Here is a 22,786-nt window from a genome sequence, read left to right as displayed (position 1 = left end):
GCCATGCTTTATCGCGAAAACGGTCAGTTCAAGACCTCCTACGGCGCCGACCAGCAGATCTTCCCGATCCTGCAGGACCGCGCGGTGATGCTGGCGCTGCTGGCGGTGGCCTTCGTTCGCTGGCGGCGCTCGGGCTCAACGTCCTGGTCGGCTACTGCGGGCAGATCTCGCTGGGCACCGGCGGCTTCATGGCGGTGGGCGCCTACATGGCCTACAACGCCTTCGTGCGGCTGGATGGCCTGCCGGTGATCCTGGCCATCCTGGTCGGTGGGCTGTGCGCCACGCTGATGGGCGTGCTGTTCGGCATTCCCTCGCTGCGCATCAAGGGCCTGTACCTCGCGGTCGCGACGCTGGCGGCGCAGTTCTTTGCCGACTGGGCCTTCCTGCGCATCAAGTGGTTCACGCACGATTCGCCCTCCGGCTCGGTCAGCGTCGCGGGCTTCTCGGTGCTCGGGCTTCCGATCGAGACGCCGGTCCAGAAGTACCTGTTCTGCCTGGCCTTCGTCTGCGTGTTCGCACTGCTGGCCAAGAACCTGGTGCGCAGCGCCATCGGCCGCGAGTGGATGGCCATCCGCGACATGGACGTGGCCGCCGCGGTGATCGGCATCCGGCCGGTCTACGCCAAGCTCACGGCCTTTGCGGTCAGCTCGTTCATCGTCGGCGTGGCCGGCGCGCTGTGGGGCTTCGTGCACCTGGGCTCGTGGGAACCGGCGGCGTTCTCGATCGACCGATCGTTCCAGCTGCTGTTCATGGTCATCATCGGCGGCCTGGGCTCGATCATGGGCAGCTTCTTCGGCGCCGCCTTCATCGTGGTGCTGCCGATCGTGCTGGACAACCTGCCTTACTGGTTCGGCATCCCGATCGACACCGCGCTGGCCTCGCACCTGACCTTCATGATCTTCGGCGCGCTGATCGTGTTCTTCCTGATCGTCGAGCCGCACGGCATCGCGCGCCTGTGGTCCACGGCCAAGGAGAAGCTGCGCCTGTGGCCCTTCCCGCACTGAGTTCCCAAGAGCACTGACGAGTGCATCGTTCGTTCGCAATACACCACCTCTGGAGGCAGACATGACTTTCAAATCACTCGCGTTGGCGGCCGGCATCGTGGCAGCTGGCATCGGTTCGATGCTCGCCGCGCCGTCGGCCTTCGCGCAGGCCAAGGAGCAGTTCTTCCCGCTGCTGGTCTACCGCACCGGTCCGTACGCGCCCAATGGCACACCCTGGGCCAACGGCAAGCAGGACTACATCAAGATGATCAACGCGCGGGACGGCGGCATCAACGGCGTGAAGCTCACGTTCGAGGAATGCGAGACCGGCTACGCCACCGACAAGGGCGTGGAGTGCTACGAGCGCCTGAAGGGCAAGACCAACACGCTGTTCGATCCGCAGGCCACCGGCATCACCTTCGCGCTGACCGACAAGGTGCCCAACGACAAGATCCCGCTGGTCACGCTGGGCTACGGCCTGGCCGCCTCGCAGGACGGCAACGTCTTCAAGTGGAACTTCCCGCTGATGGGCAGCTACTGGACCGCCGCCGACATCCTGATCCAGCACATCGGCAAGAAGGAAGGCGGGCTGGACAAGCTCAAGGGCAAGAAGATCGCGCTGGTCTACCACGACAGCCCCTTCGGCAAGGAACCGATGCCGCTGCTGGAAGAGCGTTCGCGCATGCACGGCTTCGAGCTGGTGAAGATCCCCGTCACCGCGCCGGGGGTGGAGCAGAAGTCGGCCTGGCTGCAGGTGCGCCAGCAGCGGCCCGACTACGTGCTGCTGTGGGGTTGGGGCGTGATGAACTCCACCGCACTGAAGGAGGCCCAGGCCACCGGCTATCCACGCGACAAGATGTACGGCGTGTGGTGGGCCGGCGCCGAGCCGGACGTGAAGGACGTTGGTGAAGGCGCCAAGGGCTACAACGCGCTGGCGCTGAACACCTCGGGCCAGCAGCCCAAGGTGATCCAGGACATCCTGAAGTTCGTGCACGACAAGGGCCAGGGCACCGGACCGAAGGACGAGGTCGGCTCGGTGCTCTACACCCGCGGCGTGATCATCCAGGCCATGGCCGTGGAAGCCGTGCGCCGCGCGCAGGAGCGCTTCGGCAAGGGCAAGGTGATGACCGGCGACCAGGTGCGCTGGGGCCTGGAAAACCTGGCGCTGGACGACAAGAAGCTCGCCGCGCTGGGCCTGACTGGCGTGATCCGGCCCGTGAGCACCTCGTGCCAGGACCACATGGGCTCGACCTGGGCGCGCATCCACACCTGGGACGGCGCGAAGTGGAACTTCAGCTCCGACTGGTACCAGGCCGACGAGCAGATCCTCAAGCCGATGGTGAGGGCGGCCGCCGACAAGTACGCGGCGGACAAGAAGCTGACGCGCCGCACGCCGCAGGACTGCCAGTCCTGACCCACCCCCCGGAGCGGCTCACGCCGCTCCCCCCTCGAGGGGGGCGACGCCGGCGGCCCGGCCGAGCCGGGTCCGCGGCGCCTACTTGGAAAGAGCCCTGCCAATGAACGAAGTCCTTCTCAACGTCAACGGCATCGAGGTCATCTACAACCACGTGATCCTGGTGCTCAAGGGCGTGTCCCTGCAGGTGCCCGAAGGCAAGGTGGTGGCGCTGCTGGGCGGCAATGGCGCCGGCAAGACCACCACCCTGCGCGCGGTCAGCAACCTGCTGGCCGGCGAACGCGGCGCGGTGACCAAGGGCGCGATCACGCTGCGCGGCGAGCGGATCGAGGCCTTGTCCACCGCCGACATGGTCGAGCGCGGCGTGGTGCAGGTGATGGAAGGCCGGCACTGCTTCGCGCACCTGACGATCGAGGAGAACCTGCTCACGGGCGCCTACACGCGGCGCGACGGCAAGGCCGCGGTCGCGCAGACGCTGGAGAAGGTCTACGCCTACTTCCCGCGCCTGAAGACGCGGCGCACATCGCAGGCCGCCTACACCTCGGGCGGCGAGCAGCAGATGTGCGCGATCGGCCGCGCGCTGATGGCCAACCCGAAGATGGTGCTGCTGGACGAGCCCTCGATGGGCCTGGCGCCGCAGATCGTCGAGGAGGTGTTCGAGATCGTGCGCGACCTCAACACCAAGGAGCGCGTGACCTTCCTGCTGGCCGAGCAGAACACCAACATCGCGCTGCGCTATGCCGACTACGGCTACATCCTCGAGAACGGCCGCATCGTGATGGACGGCAGCGCGAAGGACCTGCGCGAGAACGAGGACGTCAAGGAGTTCTACCTGGGCATGGGCGGCGGCGACCGCAAGAGCTTCCGCGACGTGAAGAGCTACAAGCGCCGCAAGCGGTGGTTGGCATGACCCACGCCGGCTGGGAGAGCGAGCGATGAGTGACGACTTCTTTGCCCTGCCGGCCTTCAAGCCGGACGAGGCACTGCAGCAACTGAAGCGCACGCTGCGCGACCTGCGCGTGCTGACCGAGCGCGGCAACGGCTTCGAGCTGAAGGGTGCGAGCGTGGTCGCGCTGGTGGTGGACGGCGCGGCGATCAACGCGAAGCTGGCGAAGCGCCCTTCGCGCAGCAGCGCGGAGTGGGATGCCTTCACGCTGTCCGCCAGCCCCGAGGTGCGCAAGTTCAGCGACGAAGTGAAGCGGCGGCTGGCCCGCTGGACCGAGGAAGAACGATGAGCGAGTTCTACGATGCGCTGGAATGCCGCGACCCGCAGGTGCGCGAGGCAGCGCTGATGGCCGCGCTGCCGCGCCAGGTGGCGCAGGCGCAGCGCGGCAGCACGGCAATGGCCGAGCTGCTGGCCGACGTCGACGCGCGCGACATCGCCTCACGCGTGGCACTGGCCCAGCTGCCGGTGCTGCGCAAGCACGAATTGCTGGAGCGCCAGAAGGCGCGCCGCGCGGACGATCCTTTCGGTGGTTATTCGGCCATTGGCTGGCGCGGCGTCGCCGGCGGCCGGGGCGCGCGCCGGGTGTTCCAGTCGCCGGGCCCGATCTACGAACCCGAGGGTCTGGGCAGCGATCCCTGGCGCATGGCGCGGGCGATCTACGCCGCGGGCTTCCGCGCCGGCGATCTGGCGCACTGCAGCTTCAGCTACCACCTGACGCCCGCCGGGGCGATGATGGAAAGCGGCGCCCATGCCATCGGCTGCACCACCTTTGCCGGCGGCATCGGCAACACCGAGCTGCAGTTGCAGGCGGTGGTCGACCTGCGGCCGCATGGCTACATCGGCACCCCCAGCTTCTTGAAGATCCTGGTGGAGAAGGCCGCCGAGACGGGGACACCCATCGGCTCGATGCACAAGGCGATGGTCGGCGGCGAGGCCTTTCCGCCCTCGCTGCGCGACTGGCTGCGCGAGCGCGGCATCGAGGCCTACCAGAGCTACGCCACCGCCGATGCCGGGCTCATCGCCTACGAAACGCCCGCACGCGAAGGCCTGGTGCTGGACGAGTCGGTGATCCTCGAGATCGTGCGCCCCGGCACACGCGATCCGGTGCCCGATGGCGAGGTGGGCGAGGTGGTGGTGACGGTGCTGAACCCGGATTACCCGCTGGTGCGCTTCGGCACCGGGGACCTGTCGGCCATCCTGCCCGGCGCCTGCCCCACCGGGCGCAGCAACCGCCGCATCCGCGGCTGGCTGGGCCGCGCCGACCAGACGGCCAAGGTACGCGGCATGTTCGTGCACCCCAGCCAGGTGGCCGACATCGTGCGCCGCCATCCGGAGGTGGCGCGCGCGCGCCTGGTCGTCAGCGGCGAAATGGCCAACGACCAGATGACCCTGCAGGTGGAAGTGGCGGGGCCGCCGGACGGCCTGGCGGTGGCGATTGCCGGCAGCATCCGCGACGTGACCAAGCTGCGCGGTGAGGTGCAGCTGCTCCCGCCCGGCAGCCTGCCGAACGACGGCAAGGTGATCGAGGACGCGCGCAGCTACCGTTGACCTCGCGCAAACCCGGATCCGCAGGGTAGGTAGTTCCCGTCACGGCGGCTCTGGCGTGCCTCGCTAGCATCAGGTCTTGCTGTTGTCGAGCCTTTCGTGCCGAAGGAGACCCTGATGAAGAAACTGTTGCTGAGCGCGCTGCTGGCCACGCTGGCCGCTGGCGCCATGGCCGAGTATCCGGAGAAGCCCGTCACCATCGTGGTGCCGTTTGCGGCCGGCGGCCCCACCGACAAGGTGGCCCGTGACCTGGGCGTGGTGATGAGCCAGAAACTGGGCCAGTCGGTGATCATCGAGAACGTCGGCGGCGCCGGCGGCACCCTGGGCGCCGCCAAGGTGGCCAAGGCTGCACCGGACGGCTACACGGTGCTGCTGCACCACATCGGCATGGCGACCTCGCCCGCGCTGTACCGCAAGCTGCCGTACAACACGCTGGAAGACTTCGAGTACGTCGGCATGATCAACGAAGTGCCGATGACCGTGGTCGGCCGCCCGACGCTGCCGGCGAACAACTTCGCCGAGCTGCACAAGTGGCTGGAGCAGAACAAGGGCAAGATCAACCTGGCCAATGCCGGGCTGGGCGCCGCCTCGCACCTGTGCGGCCTGCTGCTGCAGCAGAGCCTGAAGATCGACATGACCACCGTGCCCTACAAGGGCACCGCACCGGCGATGAACGACCTGCTCGGCGGCCAGGTGGACGTGATGTGCGACCAGACCACCAACACCACGCCGCAGATCGAAGGCGGCAAGATCAAGGCCTTCGCGGTGACCACGGCCAAGCGCCTGTCGACGCCCGCGCTGGCCAAGCTGCCGACGATGCAGGAAGCCGGCGTGAAGGACTTCAACGTGACGATCTGGCACGGCCTGTACGCGCCCAAGGGCACGCCGAAGGCGACGCGAGTTCATCAAGCGTGAAGAGTCGCTGGGTGCGGTCGTCGTCACCGACAACCGGTTGGCGCCGGCCGAACACAAGAAGTTCGTCGAGGCCGAGATCAACAAGTGGGGCCCCATCATCAAGGCCGCCGGTCAGTATGCTGACTAGTTGACCCCGGCCGCCTAGCGGCCGCCCCCGAGGGGCTGATTCAACCCGACCGGGAAACCCGGATCGGGTTGAACGGCTTCGAGGGTAAGCGCGCTCCCCTGACCGCTTCGCGGTCTGTCCCCTCCGGGGGAATGCGCATGCTCACGCGATGCGCAGTGGGATGGTCACTGGGCCTTCGTTGACGAGGCCGACTTTCATGTCGGCACCGAAGATGCCGGACGCCACCTGCGGGTGGCGTTCGCGCGCCAGGGCCAGCACCCTTTCGTAGAGCGCGCGGCCCTGCTCCGGGCCGGCGGCGCCGGTGAAGCTGGGGCGGTTGCCGCCCGAGACATCGGCGGCCAGCGTGAACTGGCTGACGATCAACAGCCCGCCCTGCACGTCGACCACGCTGCGATTCATCTTGCCGGCCGCGTCGCTGAAGATGCGCAGCTTCAGCAGCTTGTCGACGAACTTCTGCGCCTGCGCCTCGCCGTCAGCCGGCTCGGCACACACCAGCACCAGCAGGCCGGGGCCGATGGCGCCGACGGTCTCGCCGGCCACGCTGACGCGGGCCTCGCTCACGCGCTGCACCAAGCCGATCACATCAGGTCCTTCGGGTCGTCGAAATGCGCCTCCACGTCGGAGGGCAGGAGCTGGATCGAGGCGCGCAGCCCGGGCACCGCGCTCATCAGCGCCTGCTCGACCGAAGCGCGCAGCGCGGCCGCCCGGCCCAGGGTCCAGCCGGCGGGCATGTGCATGTGCAGGTCGACGAAGCGGCGCTGGCCGGCGCGGCGCGTCACCACGTGGTCGAAGCGGATGGTCGGGTGCGCGAATCCGGCCAGCGTGCGCTCGATGTCGGCACGCACCTCCGGTTCGAGCGCCAGGTCCATCAGGCCCTCGGCCGAGGCCCAGACCAGGTGGAGACCCTCGCGCGCAATGTGAGCGGCCATGACGATGGCGATCACCGGATCGAGCCAGGCCCAGCCGGTGAGATGCACCGCACCGAGGCCCAGCACCACGCCGAGCGAGGTCCAGACATCGGTGAACAGGTGCCGTGCATCGGCCTCCAGCGCCATCGATCGCAGTTCGCGCGACTTGCGGCGCATCGCGATCGCCAGCGCGGCGTTGATCACCGTGCTCAGCAGCGACAGCAGCAGGCCCGGGCCCAGCGGCTGCAGCGGCTGCGGCGCGAACAGGCGCGACACCGCCGCCCACAGGATGCCGACGGCCGCCGCCAGGATCAGCCCGCCTTCGAAGCCGGACGAGAAGTACTCCGCCTTGTGGTGCCCGTAGGGATGGTCCTCGTCCGGCGGCTGCGTCGCGATGGTCACCATCAGCAGCCCGAAGCCGGCGCCGGCCAGGTTGACCAGCGACTCCAGCGCGTCGGACAACAGGCCGACCGAATCGGTCAGCCACCAGGCGCCCGTCTTGAGCACGATCGTGGCCGTGGCCACGACGATCGAGAGTTTGAGGTAGCCGCTGGCTTGCATGCGGCAGATTGTCGCTGCGGCACGGCGCGCGCCGGCCGACGCGGATCAACGTGCCGGACGCTCCAGCCGGACCAGCTCGAGGCGCAGGAATTCGCCGGCCAGCACGTCCTTGCCATCGGACAGCCGCACCAGGTACGGCTGGCCGGAACTCGACGAACGCGAGGCGATGCGATCGATGAACTCTTCGGCGGTCTTCACGTCGTCGCCCATCGCCGCGAGCTTGCGGCGCAGGAAGGTGACGGCCGTTTCACAGTCGTAGGCCGTGCCGTTGCGGATCATCCGCAGGTCGCGCCGCGCGCCGAGCGAGTTCAGCAGCTTCTCGATGCGGCCCATCTCGGCCGGCAACGGGGCGGCGTGGGCGGCCCGGCCAAGACCGGACAGCGCGAGGCCCATCACACACACGAGCGTGCGGCGCGAGACCCGGCCGCAGGGTTCGATGGCAGGCATAAGTCGATTTTGCCGGACGGTCCGCCGCCGGGATCGACGGAACAGCGCGGGGTTTCCCTGCGTGGGGCGGGTCAGGCCGAGAGGGTGACGCGAGCGAACTTGCGCTTGCCAACCTGCACGACACAGGTGCCGGCGGCCACCTTGAGGGCGCGATCGCTGACCACCGCGCCGTCAATGCGCACACCGCCCTGTTCGATCAGGCGCAGCGCCTCGCTGGTCGAGGGTGCCAGGCCGGCCTGCTTGAGCAGCGCGCCAATGGCCAGCGGCGCACCGGCCAGTTGCACTTCGGCGATGTCGTCCGGGATGCCGCCCTTGGCGCGGTTCTGGAAGTCCGCCTCGGCCGCGTCGGCCGCGCGCGCGTCGTGGAAGCGGGTGACGATCTCGCGCGCCAGCATCACCTTGGCGTCCTTCGGGTTGCGGCCGGCGTCGACCTCGGCCTTCAGCGCCGCCACCTCGGCCTCGGGCCGGAAACTCAGCAGCGTGAAGTAGCGCCACATCAGCACGTCGCTGATCGACAGCAGCTTGGCGAACATCGTGTTCGCGTCCTCGGTGATCGCGATGTAGTTGTTCTTGCTCTTCGACATCTTCTCGACGCCGTCGAGCCCCTCCAGCAGCGGCATCGTCAGGATGCACTGCGGCTCCTGGCCGTATTCCTGCTGCAGGTGGCGGCCCATCAGCAGGTTGAACTTCTGGTCGGTGCCGCCCAGTTCGAGGTCGGCCTTCAGCGCCACCGAGTCGTAGCCCTGCATCAGCGGGTACAGGAACTCGTGCACGCTGATCGGCGTGTTGGACTGGAAACGCTTGTGGAAGTCGTCGCGCTCCATCATCCGGGCCACCGTGTACTTGGCGGCCAGCTGGATCATGCCGCGCGCGCCCAGCGGGTCACTCCACTCGCTGTTGTAGCGGATCTCGGTGCGCTGCGGGTCCAGCACGCGGGCGGCCTGGTCGTAGTAGGTCTGCGCATTGGCCTCGATCTGCTCGCGCGTCAGCGGCGGGCGGGTGCTGTTGCGGCCGGAGGGGTCGCCGATCATCGAGGTGAAGTCGCCCACCAGGAAGATCACCTGGTGTCCCAGGTCCTGCAGCGCGCGCATCTTGTTCAGCACCACGGTGTGGCCCAGGTGCAGATCGGGCGCCGTCGGGTCGAGGCCGAGCTTGATGCGCAAGGGCTTGCCGGTGGCCTCGGCCCGCGCCAGCTTCTTCAGCCAGTCAGCCTGCGGCAGCAGTTCCTCGCAACCGCGCAACGACACGGCCAGGGCCTGCTCGACGCGCTCGGTCACCGGAAATTCTGCGGACGGCATCGGCTTTTCGGGGATTGACATGGCGGGTTTTGTACGGGCTTCTACGTGTTTGGCCCGAAAAGTCGGTTGCTATACTGCCGCCTCGTCTGCGGGATGGAGGACCACCGGCCGGTGCCGCCGGTCACCTCTGTCGAGCGCGGCCCACGATTCTAGTGGACGCCCCCGCAGCCCCCGGATCACTGCTCGGGCTCGCCAGGGCGCGATAGGGAAGCGCTGTTGTTGGAATTCGAACTCAAGTCAATTGCGCGGCGGCTGGCACGCTTGCATGCGGCGGCACATCGGCACCCGCGCCGGATCGTCGCCACGGTGTGTGCACTGCTCGGCGGCTTTGGTGTCACGGCCTTCGGCATTGCGCCGCTGGCGCCGGATGCCGCCCAGCTGCCCCAGCGCCTGGTCACCGAAAGCGTGCCCCTCAGCGGCCTGGAACAGCAGCTGGATGAGCTGTCGCAGTACACCTTGACGCTGTCCCGCAGCGACGTCACTCGCGCCAGCGACAGTGCCGACAGCCTGCTGCGCCGCCTGGGCGTGGTCGACCCGGCAGCGGCGACGTTCATCCGCCGCGACCGCGATGCGCGCCGCCTGATCGAAGGCCGTGCGGGCAAGATGGTGCAGGTGGTCACGCAACAGGACGGTTCGCTGCAGCGTCTGGTGGCGCGCTTTCCGGCATTGGACAGCGCCCAGCTGCAGACGCACTTCACCCGCCTGACGCTGCAGCGTGTGAACGGGCAGTTGGAGAGCAGGCTCGAGACCGCGCCGCTGGTGGGTCAGGTGCGGCTGGGCAGCGGCACGATCCGCAGCTCTCTGTTCGCCGCGACGGACGAAGCCCGGCTGCCCGACGCCATCGCCACCCAGATGGTCGACATCTTCTCGGCCGACCTCGATTTCCATCGTCAGCTGCGCAAGGGTGACACCTTCAGCGTGGTGTTCGAGGCGCTGACCGCCGACGACGAACCGATCACCTGGAACGACGGCACCGGCCGCATCCTGGCGGCTGAGTTCACGAACAACGGCAAGACGCTGCAGGCGATGTGGTTCGCCGATGCCAGCGGGCGCGGCGCCTACTTCGGCTTCGACGGCCAGAGCCGCAAGCGGGCTTTCCTGGCCAGCCCGATGGAGTTCTCGCGCATCACCTCCGGCTTCGCGATGCGCCTGCACCCGATCCTCAACACCTGGCGCGCCCACCATGGCGTGGACTACGGCGCGCCCAAGGGCACGCCAGTGCGCACGGTGGGTGACGGCGTCGTCGAGTTCGCGGGCTGGCAGAACGGCTACGGCAACGTCATCCAGATCAAGCATGGCGGCGACAAGAGCACCGTCTATGCACACCTCAGCCACATCGACGTGGCCCGGGGCCAGCGGGTCGAGCAAGGCCAGCGCATCGGCCAGGTCGGCAGCACCGGCTGGGCCACGGGGCCGCACCTGCACTTCGAGTTCCGCGTGAAGGGCCAGTTCGAGGATCCGCTCAAGGTCGCGCGGGCCGCTGACAACGTGGTCGTCGATGCAGCGTCGAGGCCGCGCTTCCAGCTGGCCGCTGCGGCCGCCCATGCGCAGCTCGAGGCCGCAGAGTCGCTCTCCGGCTACCGCGGCGACGCCGAGTAGGCGCTGCCCGTTTGCTGGGGCAGCGCATGACGCCGCTGTACATTGGCCTGATGTCCGGCACCTCGCTGGACGGCGTGGATGCGGTGGCGGCACGCTTTCCGACCGGAGCGCCGCTGCAGGTTCTGGCCCACCACCACATGCCGATGCCCGAAGGCCTGCGGCACGATCTGCTGGCGCTGAACAGCCCTGGCGACAACGAACTCCACCGTGGGGCCCTGGCCGGCAATGCCCTGGCGCTGCTGTACGACCGAGCGATACAGGCCCTGCTGCAGGCCGCGGGTCTCGAGGCGAACGCCATCCGGGCCGTGGGCGCCCACGGCCAGACCGTTCGCCATCGGCCCCAGGAGTTCGACGGCACCGGCTATACGCTGCAGTTGCTCAACGGGGCGCTGCTCGCCGAGCGCTGCGGGCTCGACGTAATCTGCGACTTTCGCAGCCGTGACCTGGCTGCCGGTGGTCAGGGTGCGCCGCTGGTACCGGCCTTCCATGCCGCGTGCTTCGCACGGGCGGGTGAAGGCGTGGCCGTGCTGAACCTCGGGGGCATTGGCAACCTCAGCCTGCTGTCCGCCGATGGTGCGGTGCACGGCTTCGACTGCGGGCCCGGCAATGTCCTGCTCGACCTCTGGTGCCAGCGCCACACGGGGCAAAGCTTCGATGCCGACGGCGCCTGGGCAAGCACCGGCCGCGTGGTGCCGACGCTGCTGGCCGATTGGCTGGGCGAGCCATTCTTCGCCCGCCAGCCGCCCAAGAGCACCGGCCGCGACCTCTTCCATGCTGGCTGGCTCGATGCCAGCCTGTTGCGGCATCCACCGCTCCCGGCCGCCGACGTCCAGGCGACACTGGCCGAGCTGACGGTGCAGGCCGCCGTCATTGCCCTGCGGCGCTACGCGCCCGGCACGCAGCAACTTCTGTTATGCGGTGGTGGCGCGCTGAACGGCCACCTGATGCGAAGGCTGGGTGCACTGCTGCCCGGCGTGGCGGTGCAGTCGACCGCGGAAGCGGGACTGCCGCCGCTGCAGGTGGAAGCCACCGCCTTCGCCTGGCTTGCGCAGTGCTTCATCGAGCGCCGTGCCGGAAGCTTGCCCACCGTCACCGGAGCCCGCGTGCCGCGGGTGCTGGGCGCGCTGTATCCCCGCGGCTAGTTCGGCGGACGCCGAACGATCACGCCGAGAAGCTGGACCCGCAACCGCAGGTGGTCGTCGCGTTCGGGTTCTTGATGACGAACTGGGCGCCCTGCAGATCTTCCTTGTAGTCGATTTCGGCACCGACCAGGTACTGCAGGCTCATCGCGTCGATCAGCAAGGTGACGCCATTCTTGGCCATCTGCGTGTCGTCGTCGTTCACCACTTCATCGAAGGTGAATCCGTACTGGAAGCCCGAGCAACCACCGCCCTGCACGAAGACGCGAAGCTTCAACTCGGGATTACCTTCCTCGGCCACCAGGTCAGCCACCTTGGCGGCAGCGCTGTCGGTGAAGATCAGCGGCGCCGGCATGGCATCGGCGGCGGGAGCAAGGGTTTCGGCAACGGCGTTCATGACGGGACTCCAGACAAAGAAACAAGAATTCAGGCGTTGTTCGAGGCCGCCAGCTTAAGGGCCGGGCGATCCGGCGACTTGAGGGGCCGCAATTCGCCTTCGATCAAGGCACCCGGGTGCATTTCGAGCAACTCATACCGCACATCACCGACGATGCGGGCCTTGGGCTGCAATTCAAGCAGTTCCAGAGCCTCCACCGGTCCGACGACTTCGCCGTTGATGATCACATGGCCGGCCTTGACCTTGCCATGCACCCGGGCTTTTTCGCTGATCACGAGCAGGCTGCCGGCCTCGTTGTCGGCCACCACATCGCCCTGCACTTCGCCATCGATGCGCAGTCCGTCCCGGAATCGCAGTTCGCCTTGCAGTCGGGTACCTTCACCCACCAGCGAACGAATCGGCGGCTGGGCCTTCTTGCTGCTGAACCACATTGCTGGGATCTCCTCCGGACTGGCACGGGGCTGCGGGTTACAGCCTGGCCATGTGGGTGGCGCGGATGGCGCCGGAGTCGTCGGTCACCTTGACCTGCACGGTTTTTACCACGGCCGCCGCCGGGTACTGCAGCCGCCCTTCCACGCGCAGGTATTGGCGCAGCTTCAAGGCCTGGGCGGCGTCCGACAGCGTCAGGGTCCAGGGCCTGCCGTCCAAGGTGCCCGCCAGCGTGAATTCGGCGCGGCCACTGAACTCCGGCGCACTCTTGCGGTTCTGCATCAGCAGCAGTTGGTAGCGCAATGCGCCTGGCACCTGGGGTTCGATCTGCAGTCCGCGCACGGCCAGGCCTTCGGACGGACCGGCCGGCAGCAGGCGCTCAAAGAAGCCCAGGTCGGCCTGCAGCGCCATGTTGCTGGCTTCCAGCTGACGCACCTGCTGCGCAAGTTTCTCCTGCGCGACGCGCTCGGCCTTGAGCAGACTGTCGGCGCTGTGGGCGATCGACTGGGCGCGATCGCGCTCCTCGCGCAGCGAGACCACCTCGAGCCGCAGGCGCGCCAGTTCCTCCTTGGCATCACGGTCGAGGCCGGCAATGTTCTTGCCGAATTCGAAAGCCCACAACGCGATGGCGGCCGAGAAACCCAGCACCAGTGCGGCCATGGCCCAGCGCAAGGGCCAGGGCAGGTGCCTCCGCACGATGACCCGTGGAGCACTGACCGAGAAGCGGCGACGCAGCAGTTTCCAGCGCATGGGTGGGCAGCGAAGCGGTACCGGCCCGGAAAGGCAAAGGGCCGCGCGATGGCGGCCCTGGCTGTGGCAGTGTCGGGGGTTGAACCCGCTCGTTCAGCGCTTGCTGAACTGCTTGCGGCGGCGAGCGCCGTGCAAACCGACCTTCTTGCGTTCGACTTCGCGCGCGTCGCGGGTCACGAAACCGGCGCGGCTGAGTTCGCCCTTCAGCGCCGCGTCATAGTCGATCAGCGCGCGGGTGATGCCATGGCGCACGGCACCAGCCTGGCCGGACTCGCCACCACCATGAACGTTGACCTTGACGTCGAACGCGGTCTCGTTGTTCGTCAGCATCAGCGGCTGCTTGACGATCATGATCGAGGTCTGGCGGCCGAAGTACTCCTGCACCGGCTTGCCATTGACGACGATCTGGCCGTCGCCCTTCTTGATGAACACGCGCGCCACCGAAGACTTGCGGCGGCCGGTGCCATAGTTCCAATTGCCGATCATCACCGCTCCTTAGATTTCCAGCGCCTTGGGCTGCTGGGCAGTGTGCGGGTGAGTGCCACCGGCGTACACCTTCAGCTTCTTGATCATCGCGTAGCCCAGCGGCCCCTTGGGCAGCATGCCCTTGACGGCCTTCTCGAGCGCACGGCCCGGATGCTTCGCTTGCATGTCCTTGAACTTGGTGGCGTAGATGCCGCCCGGGAAGCCCGAATGGCGGTAGTACACCTTGCTCTCGGACTTGGTGCCCGTGACGCGGATCTTGTCCGCATTGACGACGACGATGAAATCACCGGTGTCGACGTGAGGCGTGTAAATGGCCTTGTGCTTGCCGCGCAAACGGAGTGCCACTTCGCTGGCGACACGTCCGAGCACCTTGTCGGTGGCATCAAGCACAAACCACTCGTGCTTCACTTCGGCCGGCTTGGCGCTGAAGGTCTTCATGAGGGTCTTTCTGATAAGGTCTGGCGGAATTGCCCGAAGCATTGACCGCATCGACCGGACAATCGGCTGAGTTGGGATACGGCGAGCCCTCGGAATTGCTTATCAAGGCAACCTCTCGGACCTGCACCCTGCCCCGGCCGAATTCAGGGCAGCCAAAGATTGTAGCCTGAAAGCAGTTCCGGCAAGCGAGCGCTGTTGGCCGGGCTTCGCCAGTGCGAGAGGCGGTCGCGAGGGGAGTGGGTTAGTATCAGGGTAATTACTTATTCGGAGTCTCGCCATGATGACTTCCATCGAGGGCGGCAGCGGACCGCCGCCCACGGACCCCGAACGCGACCAGGCCTTGGCCAGCGCCTTGCCGCCCGATGACGTCCACCGGCCGGAGAAACTGGCCTGGATCCCGATCCGTTCGCTCGGGCCGGCCCACCGGCCACGCATCCTCAGCCATCTGTTGACACTGTCCGAGCACGACCGCTACCTGCGATTCGGCTACCCCGCCACGGACGGCCAGATCGAACGTTACGTCAATGGCCTGGACTTCGAGCGGGACGAGGTGTTCGGGGTGTTCAACCGCCGCCTGCAACTGGTCGCACTGGCGCATCTGGCCTACCCGCCGGAGGCGGCCGAGCAGCCACAGCTCGGCAGTGGCCAGGCCCATGCGGCCGAGTTCGGGGGATCGGTGGCCGCCCATTTGCGGGGGCGCGGCTTCGGAGCACGCCTGTTTGAACACGCCATGCTGCACGCCCGCAACCGGGGCATCGACACGCTCTTCATCCACGCCCTGAGTGAAAACACCGCCATGCTGCGCATTGCCCGCAAGGCCGGCGCCAGCGTGCAGCGCGCCGGCAGCGAAGCCGATGCCTACCTGCAACTGCCGCCCGAGACTCTGGCTTCGCACATGGAGCAGCTGGTGGGCGAAGGCGCCGCCGCACTGGACTACCAGTTCAAGCAGCAGGCGCGGATGGTGGACGCCTTGATCGACGCTGTCGCCGAAGTGCGAACCAACATCGGCCGCAGCTCGGGGCCGGGTCGAAGCTAGGCCACCCCGATCCCGAGGGGATGTCGGCGCAGGCGCCCAGGGTAAGATGACTTCAGCAGGAGTGTCACAGGCGCTACACGGTAGAGAGGCTGGGTAGCGCCGCCGGTCAGGGCGGCACTCTGCCCTGCAGGCCCATGCAGCAAACCCTTCCGTGGATCATCGCCCTGGTCGCCGTTGCCGTGCTGGCGCCGGCCGCCGTGTGGTTCGCGCTGCGGCCCCGCAAGGCGGCCAAGCCCAAGCCGCTGCCCACGGAATGGAGCCTGACGGCGCGCCCGGTGTTCAGCACCGATGAGCGCCGGGTCTATCGCCAGCTGCGCGAGGCCTTGCCGCATCACATCGTGCTGTCGAAGCTGCCGCTCGTGCGCTTCTGCCAGCCGAACGATCCGCAGCAAGTGCGGTACTGGTACGACATGCTGGGCTCGATTCATGTCACCTTCGCGGTCTGCAGCGCCAACGGCCGCGTGCTCGCTGCGATCGACCTGGTCAGCGAGCGCAGCGCGCAGAGCCGCTCGATGCAGATCAAGCAGGCCGTGCTGGGGGCCTGCCGCGTGCGCTATCTGCGGTGCCCGATCGACCACCTGCCCTCCATCCCCGAACTGCAGCTGTTGGTGCCGCAAAGCGCCGCGGCGTCGCGCGGGCCCCAGCCGGCCCCGGCGGTATACCGGGCCCGCGATTCGCTGGCGACCGCGGTGGCCTCGCGCAGGCGCGAGCGCACCACGCTGTGGCAGGACTCCGGTTTCTTCCACGACTCCTTCTTCGCGCCAGACAGTCGCGGTGATGCGACCAACAGCGAGCTCGGGGCCCTGGGTGCGAGCAGCCGATCGGCGCCGCTGGCAGCCAGCAGCGAGGGCCCGCCGACCGAGCCGCCCGACACGGCGGGCGACGACCCCTTGGCCGCTGCCCGCTTCCCTTCGCAGGTCCGGCATTGAGCCAAGCCGATGCCGGGGTGCGGCATCCGTACGACCGGCTGACCCCGCAAGCGGTGCTCGAAGCGCTGGACGCCGTGGGCCAGCGCGGTGACGGCCGCCTGCTGCAGCTGAACAGCTACGAGAACCGTGTGTTCCAGGTCTTCCTGGAAGACGGCAGCGCCGTGGTCGCGAAGTTCTATCGGCCGGGACGCTGGACCGACGCACAGATCCTCGAAGAGCATGCCTTCGCATGGGAACTGGCCGATGCCGAGGTGCCGGTCGTCGCGCCGCTGCGCCTGCCCGATGGCCGGACGCTCGCGCAGGCGCAGATCGACGGCCAGCCTTTCCGATACGCGGTGTACCCGCGCTGTGCCGGCCATGGTCCCGAACTGGACGATCCCGAGACCCTGCGCTGGCTCGGCCGCTTCCTTGGCCGCCTGCATGCGGTGGGTGCCCAGGCGCCGTTCCTGCACCGCCGCCGCCTCGATGCCGAGACCTTCGGCCATGCCGCGCGGCGCCGCCTGCTGGCGCTGGACCTCATTCCGCCGGCGCAGCTCGATGGCTGGCGCCGCGCCTGCGAGCGGGCGCTGGCCGCGATCGACGTCGCCTTTTCTAACTCGCGAGAGACGCGGCAGATTCGCATCCACGGCGACTGCCACCCCGGCAACATCCTGTGGCGTGCCGAGGGCCCGCACATCGTCGACCTCGACGACGCCTGCACCGGACCGGCGATCCAGGACCTGTGGATGCTGCTGTCCGGCACGCGCGAAGCGATGCGCGGACAACTCGCGACCGTGCTGGAAGGCTACCGCCAGTTCGCGCGCCTCGACCTGCGAGAGCTGGCGCTGATCGAGCCGCTGCGCACGCTGCGCATGATCCACCACAGCGCCTGGCTGGCCGAGCGCTGGAGCGACCCGGCCTTCCCGGCGGCCTTTCCGTGGTTCGGCACGCCGGGCTACTGGGGCCAGCAGACCACGCAGCTGAACGAGCAGCTCGAGGCGATGGCCGAAGAGCCGCTGGCCCTGTCTGCGTGGGACTGATCCCGCCGCGTCAGGCCGACAGCAAGCGCGTGACGCGCTGCACGTAGCTGGCCGGCTCCTCGAGCTGGCCGCCCTCGGCCAGCAGCGCCTGGTCGAACAGGATGTGGGCCAGGTCGTCGAAGCGCGCCTCGTCGGCGGCCAGGCGCTTGACCAGCTGGTGCTCGGGATTCACCTCGAGGATGGGCTGACTCTTCGGCGCGTTCTGGCCGGCCTGCTTCAGCATGCGGGCCAGGTGCGAGCTCATGTCGCCCTCCTCCACCACCAGGCAGGCCGGCGAGTCGACCAGCCGCATCGTCACCCGCACGTCTTTCGCCCGATCCTTGAGCGCGGCCTTCAGCTTTTCCAGCGTCGGCTTGAAATTCTCGGCAGCGGCCTCGGCCTGCTTCTTCTCGTCCTCGTCCTGCAGCTTGCCGAGGTCCACCGCGCCCTTGGCCACGCTCTGCAGCGGATGCCCTTCGAACTCGTACAGGTGGCTCAGCATCCACTCGTCGACGCGGTCGACCAGCAGCAGCACCTCGATGCCCTTCTTGCGGAAGATCTCCAGCTGCGGGCTGGACTTGGCCGCCGCCAGGTTGTCGGCCGCGATGACGTAGATGGCCTCCTGGCCTTCCTTCATGCGCGACACGTAGGCGGCGAACGAGACGCCTTCGTCGGCATGCGTCGACGCGAAGCGGAACAGCTTGGCCAGCCGCTCGCGGTTCTGGAAGTCTTCGCCGATGCCTTCCTTGAGCACCGCGCCGAACTCGTTCCAGAATTTCTGGTACCTGGCCTTGTCCTCGGCCGACTCGCTGTCGGCCAGCGCCTCCAGCATGCCCAGCACGCGCTTGGTCGAGCCCTCGCGGATCGCCTTCACGTCGCGGCTTTCCTGCAACAGCTCGCGGCTGACGTTCAGCGGCAGGTCCGCCGAGTCGATCACGCCCTTGACGAAGCGCAGGTACACCGGCATCAGCGCCTCGGCGTCGTCCATGATGAACACGCGCTTGACGTAGAGCTTCACGCCGCCGCGCTTGTCGCGGTTCCACAGGTCGAACGGCGCCTTGGCCGGCACGTACAGCAGCTGCGTGTACTCGCTGCGACCCTCGACGCGGTTGTGCGTGTAGGTCAGCGGCGGCTCGGTGTCGTAGCTGATCTGCTGGTAGAAGGCCTGGTACTCGGCATCGGTGATGTCGCTCTTGCTGCGCGCCCACAGCGCGGCGGCCTTGTTCACCGTTTCCCACTCGTCCTTGAGCACCTGCTGGCTCTTCTCGGCGTCCCACTCCTCCTTGCGCATCAGGATGGGCAGCGAGATGTGATCGGAATACTTCCCGATGATGGACTTCAGACGCCAGGTCTTCAGGAAGTCGTCGGCCTCCTCGGCACGCAGATGCAGGATGACGTCCGTACCGCGCTCGGCGCGCGTGAGGGTCTCGAGCTCGAACTCGCCGGTGCCCTCGCTGCTCCAGCGCACACCCTGCTCGGGCGGCAGCCCGGCACGCCGGGTCTCGACCGTGATGCGATCGGCCACGATGAAGCCCGAATAGAAGCCGACGCCGAACTGGCCGATCAGGTTGGCGTCCTTTTTCTGGTCGCCTTCGAGCTTGGCCATGAACTCGCGCGTGCCGCTTTTGGCGATGGTGCCCAGGTGCGAAGCGGCTTCCTCGGCACTCATGCCGATGCCGTTGTCGCGGATTGTCAGCGTCTTGGCCTCGGCGTCGAAGAACACCCGCACCTCGAGGTTCGGCGCATCCTCGTACAGCGCGGCATTGTCCAGCGCCTCGAAGCGCAGCTTGTCGCAGGCGTCGGAGGCGTTCGACACCAGCTCGCGCAGGAAGATCTCCTTGTTCGAGTACAGCGAGTGGGTCACGAGGTGCAGGATCTGCTTGACCTCGGCCTGGAAGGCATGGGTTTGTTTGCTCATGGTGCGATCGGGTGAACAGGCCGTGTTCGAAGAGGCAGCGCGCCGCACGGCCCCCTCGCCGGCGCGCGGCGAGGATTTTGGGCCGGTTCAGGCGGATTCAAGCCCGGGGTTCAGCCCCGGTAGGGCGAGGGGTCGACCTGCCTCAAGTGCAGCGCGCGCCAGACGCGCTCGGCCGTCAGCGGCATCTGCAGGCCTTCGCCCAGCGCGCCGAGGCCGGCCCCCTCCAGCGCGTCGATCACCGCGTTGACGACGGCCGGCGTGGCGCCGATGGTGCCCAGTTCGCCGACGCCCTTCACGCCCAGCACGTTGGTCGTGCACGGCACCGAGGTGTCGAACTGCGTCTTGAAGCCGAGGAAGCCATCGGCATGCGGCATCGCGTAGTCCATGAAGCTCGCGCTCTGCAGCTGGCCGGTCTCGCGGTCGTAGGCCACCGCCTCGCACAGCGCCTGGCCAATGCCCTGTACCGCGCCGCCTTCGATCTGGCCGCGCACGATGGTCGGGCTGACCACCCGGCCGATGTCGTTGACCGAGGCATAACCCACGATCTGCACGGCCCCGGTCTCAGGATCGATCTCGACCTCGCAGACATGGCAGCCGTTGGGCCAGCTCGGCGCGCCGGCCGTGGCCTTGGCGCTGACGACGATGTGCCCGCCCTCCTGCTTGCCGGCCAGCTCGAACAGGCCGATGCCGAGGTCGGTGCCACCAACCGTGAAGCGGCCGGCCCGGTACTCGATGTCGGCCGCCGGCGCTTCCAGCGCTTCGGCGGCCAGCGTCTTGGCATGGTCCACCGTCTTGCGCGAGGCGACGTCCACCGCGCCCCCGCCGGTGAACAGCGAGCGCGAGCCGGCGCTGCCGAAGCCGTTGGCCCGGTCGGTGTCGCCCTGCAGCACGCGGATGCGCTCGATCGGCACGCCGAACACGTCCACCGCCAGTTGGGCATAGCTGGTCGCGATGCCCTGGCCCATGGCCTGCGTCGCCGAAATCAACTCGATGAAACCATCGGCGGTGACCGTGACGGTCACCTGCTCTTCGAGCGCATTACCGCCGGTCCATTCGAGGAAGGTGGCGATGCCGCGCCCGCGCAGCTTGCCCCGCTGGCGCGAGGCCTCGCGCCGTGCCGGGTAGCCGTTCCACTCGGCCAGCGCCAGGCCCTGGTCGAGGATCTTCTCGAACTGCCCGACGTCGTACACCTGCGCCATCGGGTTGGTGTAGGGCATCTGCTCGGGGCGGATCATGTTGCGCCGGCGCAGCTCGGCCGGGTCCAGGCCCAGCCTGCGGGCGGCCGCGTCCATCAGCCGCTCGGTCAGGTAGATCGCCTCGGGCCGGCCGGCGCCGCGGTAGGCGCCGGTGGTGGCGGTGTTGGTCATCACCGCGGTGAAGTCCAGGTCGATCAGCGGGATGTCGTAGATGCTGGTCGAAACCCACGGGCCGACCAGCACCTGGATGGCGACGCCGGTGCCGGTGGCATAGGCGCCCACGTTGGCCACGCCGCGCACCCGCAGCGCCAGCGCCTTGCCCTGCGCGTCCAGCGCCAGCTCGGCCCGGCTGGTGACGTCGCGGCCGTGCACGGCGGACAGGAACTCCTCCAGCCGCTCGGCGCGCCACTTCACCGGTGCCTTCAGCTGCCACGCGGCATAGCCGACGACGATGTCCTCCGGGTAGGCGCCGGTCTTCATGCCGAAGCCACCGCCCACGTCACCCACCTGCACCCGCACCAGGTCGGGATTCAGGCCGGGGATGGCGTCGGCCAGCGTCATGCGCACGGCGGTCGGCATCTGGCTGCTGAGCTGGACGCTCAAGCGGCCGTCATCGGCGATGCTGGCCAGCACGCAGCGCGGCTCGATCGGGCTCGGCGCCAGACGCTGGTTGTGGATGTCCAGCGACACGACATGCGCAGCCGACGCAAACGCCGCGGCCACCGCCTCCGGCTTGCCGTGGCGCATGCGCGCCGCGACGTTGTCCGCGGCCTGCTCGCACAGCTGCGGCGCGCCAGGCTGCATCGCCGCGAAGGCGTCGGTCACCGCCGGCAGTTCCTCGCAGTCGACCCACACGCTCTCTGCCGCAGCGCGCGCCTCGGGCAGCGAACGCGCGACCACAGCCGCCACCGCTTCGCCGACGAAGCGCACCCGCTCATGCGCCAGCCCGCGCCGCGGCGCCGACACCGCCGGCGAGCCGTCGGCCCGCACGAAGCCCACCGGCCCGGCCATCGGCTTGACGCCAGCGGCGGCCAGCTCGGCCCCGGTGTAGACCGCCACGACCCCGGGCATCTCGCGCGCGGCCGCGACATCGACGCTGCGGATCAGCGCGTGCGCATAGGTCGAGCGCACGAACACCAGGTGCAGCTGGCCCGGCAGGTTCAGGTCATCGGTGTAGCGGCCCTGGCCGGCCACCAGCGCCGGGTCTTCGACACGGTTCACCGCGCGGCCGCTGCCAAAGCGGGCGGCTTCCAGCACCGGCGCGTTCATGCGGCCTCCTGCTGGCCGGCCTGCGCCGCCTGGCGCACCGCGGCCACGATGTTCACGTAGCCGGTGCAGCGGCACAGGTTGCCTTCGAGCGCATGGACGATCTCGGCGTCACTCGGCTGCGGGGTCTTCTGCAGCAGGCAGGCCGCCGTCATCATCATCCCGGGGGTGCAGAAGCCGCACTGCAGGCCATGGCAGGCTATGAAGGCCTGCTGCACCGGATGCAATTGCCCCTCACGCGCCAGCCCCTCGACCGTCGTCACCGAGCGGCCGTTGGCCTGCACCGCCAACACGCTGCAGCTCTTCACGGCCTCGCCGTCCAGGTGCACGGTGCAGGCGCCGCACTGCGCGGTGTCGCAGCCCTGGTGCGTGCCGGTCAGGCCCAGCGGGCCGCGCAGCAGGTCGATCAGCAAGGTGGCGGGTTCGACGTCGGCGCCAGCGGCGCGGCCGTTGACTTGCAGTTTCACGTTCACCATCGGAGGCCCTTCGTTCTTCGGTTGTCTGCCACGGCCCACAACGCAAGGCCGATCCGAACGATGGTAGCGCGAGGGCTGCATCCGACGATGACGTCGGGCCATCAGCGCGCCAAAGGGGCAGGATCCAGGCTGTCCGGCCAACGAGGCTGCCGGCGAGCCCAGGGTCGGGCTGGGCCCGCGCGGGCCGCCACCAGGGCCCCGATCAGTGCATCCTGTCCAGCCCTGCCGGAGCCACTCCAGCCTTCGCCGCCCGGCTCAGCGCTTGCCGCGCGGGCGACGGGTGGGGATCAGCGCGTCGTCGGTGGTCGGCGCCTGGCCGGCCAGGCGATGGCGTCGGCCATGGCCGTGCGTTCCGCGCGAGAAGGAAATGGCAACAGCCAGCCCGACCGCGGCAAGCGCGACAGCCAAGAGCCATCGACGGTATTCGCGCAACAGGCCGATGACCGACGTCAGGCGGGCCAGCAGGCCGCCCGCGGCCGCCTCGTCTCGGCCGCGCGCCCCATCCGCGGCAGACCGGCCATCTGCCACCGCCTGCAGGGTTTCCGGCTCGGCTTCCGCAATCGCTTGCTCTGCCGCTGTGCGAAC

Annotated in this window: 22 protein-coding genes and 2 pseudogenes; 11 read left to right on the top strand and 13 right to left on the bottom strand. The window is 68.4% G+C overall.

The annotated features are described in order from the left end of the window. The first annotated feature begins 3 nt into the window (after positions 1-3). The 6 genes and pseudogenes from ACILR4_RS20170 (at position 4) to ACILR4_RS20145 (ending at position 5,930) form a co-directional block, all read left to right on the top strand. A pseudogene (locus tag ACILR4_RS20170) lies at positions 4-1,004 on the top strand (branched-chain amino acid ABC transporter permease). Between the two features lie 61 nt (positions 1,005-1,065). Continuing rightward, positions 1,066-2,397: an ABC transporter substrate-binding protein gene (locus ACILR4_RS20165; protein ID WP_395702665.1), complete on the top strand. Its 1,332-nt coding sequence runs from the start codon at positions 1,066-1,068 to the stop codon at positions 2,395-2,397. Positions 2,398-2,500: 103 nt separating this feature from the next. Continuing rightward, positions 2,501-3,307: an ABC transporter ATP-binding protein gene (locus tag ACILR4_RS20160; RefSeq protein WP_395702664.1), complete on the top strand. Its 807-nt coding sequence runs from the start codon at positions 2,501-2,503 to the stop codon at positions 3,305-3,307. A 25-nt stretch (positions 3,308-3,332) separates the two neighbouring features. Next, positions 3,333-3,632 (top strand): hypothetical protein, encoded by a 300-nt coding sequence (locus tag ACILR4_RS20155; RefSeq protein WP_395702663.1) that lies wholly within the window; start codon positions 3,333-3,335, stop codon positions 3,630-3,632. After that, positions 3,629-4,891, top strand: a complete 1,263-nt coding sequence (locus ACILR4_RS20150) for a phenylacetate--CoA ligase family protein (protein WP_395702662.1) — start codon at positions 3,629-3,631, stop codon at positions 4,889-4,891. The genes ACILR4_RS20155 and ACILR4_RS20150 overlap by 4 nt, the downstream gene beginning before the upstream one ends. 114 nt (positions 4,892-5,005) lie before the next feature. Further along, positions 5,006-5,930, top strand: a pseudogene (locus tag ACILR4_RS20145) (tripartite tricarboxylate transporter substrate-binding protein). A gap of 141 nt (positions 5,931-6,071) precedes the next feature. Here the strand turns inward: ACILR4_RS20145 and dtd are convergent. From dtd to tyrS, 4 genes are all read right to left on the bottom strand, one after another. Then, complete coding sequence (gene dtd / locus ACILR4_RS20140; protein ID WP_395702661.1) at positions 6,072-6,512, bottom strand: D-aminoacyl-tRNA deacylase; 441 nt, start codon at positions 6,510-6,512, stop codon at positions 6,072-6,074. Further along, positions 6,509-7,399 carry a cation diffusion facilitator family transporter gene (locus tag ACILR4_RS20135; RefSeq protein ID WP_395702660.1) on the bottom strand — a complete coding sequence of 297 codons (891 nt, stop codon included), beginning with the start codon at positions 7,397-7,399 and terminating at the stop codon, positions 6,509-6,511. Before ACILR4_RS20135 ends, dtd begins: the two co-directional genes overlap by 4 nt. 45 nt (positions 7,400-7,444) lie before the next feature. After that, entirely contained in the window at positions 7,445-7,846 is a 402-nt protein-coding gene (locus ACILR4_RS20130; RefSeq protein ID WP_395702659.1) for a DUF5329 family protein, read from the bottom strand. Between the two features lie 71 nt (positions 7,847-7,917). Next, positions 7,918-9,165 carry a tyrosine--tRNA ligase gene (gene tyrS / locus ACILR4_RS20125; protein WP_395702658.1) on the bottom strand — a complete coding sequence of 416 codons (1,248 nt, stop codon included), beginning with the start codon at positions 9,163-9,165 and terminating at the stop codon, positions 7,918-7,920. Positions 9,166-9,450: 285 nt separating this feature from the next. Here tyrS and ACILR4_RS20120 point away from each other — a divergent pair, with 285 nt between their 5' ends. After that, a complete protein-coding gene (locus ACILR4_RS20120) occupies positions 9,451-10,743 on the top strand; it encodes a peptidoglycan DD-metalloendopeptidase family protein (protein ID WP_395702657.1) in 1,293 nt (430 codons plus the stop codon). A gap of 26 nt (positions 10,744-10,769) precedes the next feature. Then, entirely contained in the window at positions 10,770-11,885 is a 1,116-nt protein-coding gene (locus ACILR4_RS20115; RefSeq protein ID WP_395702656.1) for an anhydro-N-acetylmuramic acid kinase, read from the top strand. Positions 11,886-11,904: 19 nt separating this feature from the next. On the opposite strand, the gene erpA is transcribed toward ACILR4_RS20115, so the two are convergent. The 5 genes from erpA to rplM all read right to left on the bottom strand — a co-directional run bounded on the left by erpA (position 11,905) and on the right by rplM (position 14,382). Further along, complete coding sequence (gene erpA / locus ACILR4_RS20110; protein ID WP_395702655.1) at positions 11,905-12,279, bottom strand: iron-sulfur cluster insertion protein ErpA; 375 nt, start codon at positions 12,277-12,279, stop codon at positions 11,905-11,907. A gap of 29 nt (positions 12,280-12,308) precedes the next feature. Next, a complete protein-coding gene (locus ACILR4_RS20105) occupies positions 12,309-12,710 on the bottom strand; it encodes a polymer-forming cytoskeletal protein (RefSeq protein ID WP_395702654.1) in 402 nt (133 codons plus the stop codon). A 37-nt stretch (positions 12,711-12,747) separates the two neighbouring features. Further along, a complete protein-coding gene (locus ACILR4_RS20100) occupies positions 12,748-13,458 on the bottom strand; it encodes a DUF6776 family protein (protein WP_395702653.1) in 711 nt (236 codons plus the stop codon). A gap of 93 nt (positions 13,459-13,551) precedes the next feature. Next, on the bottom strand, positions 13,552-13,944 hold the full coding sequence (gene rpsI / locus ACILR4_RS20095; RefSeq protein ID WP_395702652.1) for a 30S ribosomal protein S9: 393 nt from the start codon (positions 13,942-13,944) through the stop codon (positions 13,552-13,554). A 9-nt stretch (positions 13,945-13,953) separates the two neighbouring features. After that, positions 13,954-14,382 (bottom strand): 50S ribosomal protein L13, encoded by a 429-nt coding sequence (rplM, locus tag ACILR4_RS20090; protein ID WP_395702651.1) that lies wholly within the window; start codon positions 14,380-14,382, stop codon positions 13,954-13,956. Positions 14,383-14,722: 340 nt separating this feature from the next. On the opposite strand from rplM, the gene ACILR4_RS20085 reads away from it, so the two are divergent. The 3 genes from ACILR4_RS20085 (at position 14,723) to ACILR4_RS20075 (ending at position 17,366) form a co-directional block, all read left to right on the top strand. Then, complete coding sequence (locus ACILR4_RS20085; protein ID WP_395702650.1) at positions 14,723-15,418, top strand: GNAT family N-acetyltransferase; 696 nt, start codon at positions 14,723-14,725, stop codon at positions 15,416-15,418. 179 nt (positions 15,419-15,597) lie between these two features. Continuing rightward, positions 15,598-16,347, top strand: coding sequence for a DUF2726 domain-containing protein (locus ACILR4_RS20080; protein ID WP_395702649.1), 750 nt, complete (start codon positions 15,598-15,600; stop codon positions 16,345-16,347). Continuing rightward, a complete protein-coding gene (locus ACILR4_RS20075; protein ID WP_395702648.1) occupies positions 16,344-17,366 on the top strand; it encodes a serine/threonine protein kinase in 1,023 nt (340 codons plus the stop codon). The genes ACILR4_RS20080 and ACILR4_RS20075 overlap by 4 nt, the downstream gene beginning before the upstream one ends. 10 nt (positions 17,367-17,376) lie before the next feature. Here ACILR4_RS20075 and htpG read toward each other — a convergent pair whose 3' ends face one another. The 4 genes from htpG to ACILR4_RS20055 all read right to left on the bottom strand — a co-directional run. After that, positions 17,377-19,263, bottom strand: a complete 1,887-nt coding sequence (gene htpG / locus ACILR4_RS20070; RefSeq protein ID WP_395702647.1) for a molecular chaperone HtpG — start codon at positions 19,261-19,263, stop codon at positions 17,377-17,379. A 110-nt stretch (positions 19,264-19,373) separates the two neighbouring features. Further along, positions 19,374-21,728 carry a xanthine dehydrogenase family protein molybdopterin-binding subunit gene (locus ACILR4_RS20065; RefSeq protein ID WP_395702646.1) on the bottom strand — a complete coding sequence of 785 codons (2,355 nt, stop codon included), beginning with the start codon at positions 21,726-21,728 and terminating at the stop codon, positions 19,374-19,376. After that, on the bottom strand, positions 21,725-22,201 hold the full coding sequence (locus tag ACILR4_RS20060) for a (2Fe-2S)-binding protein (RefSeq protein ID WP_395702645.1): 477 nt from the start codon (positions 22,199-22,201) through the stop codon (positions 21,725-21,727). The genes ACILR4_RS20065 and ACILR4_RS20060 overlap by 4 nt, the downstream gene beginning before the upstream one ends. A 255-nt stretch (positions 22,202-22,456) precedes the next feature. Next, positions 22,457-22,786, bottom strand: a 330-nt coding sequence (locus ACILR4_RS20055) for a hypothetical protein (protein ID WP_395702644.1), incomplete at its 5' end; no start/stop codon positions are given.

It is taken from the genome of Aquabacterium sp., assembly GCF_044226965.1.
Lineage (GTDB): Bacteria > Pseudomonadota > Gammaproteobacteria > Burkholderiales > Burkholderiaceae_C > Pseudaquabacterium.
This window is presented reverse-complemented; position numbering and strand designations above follow the sequence as displayed.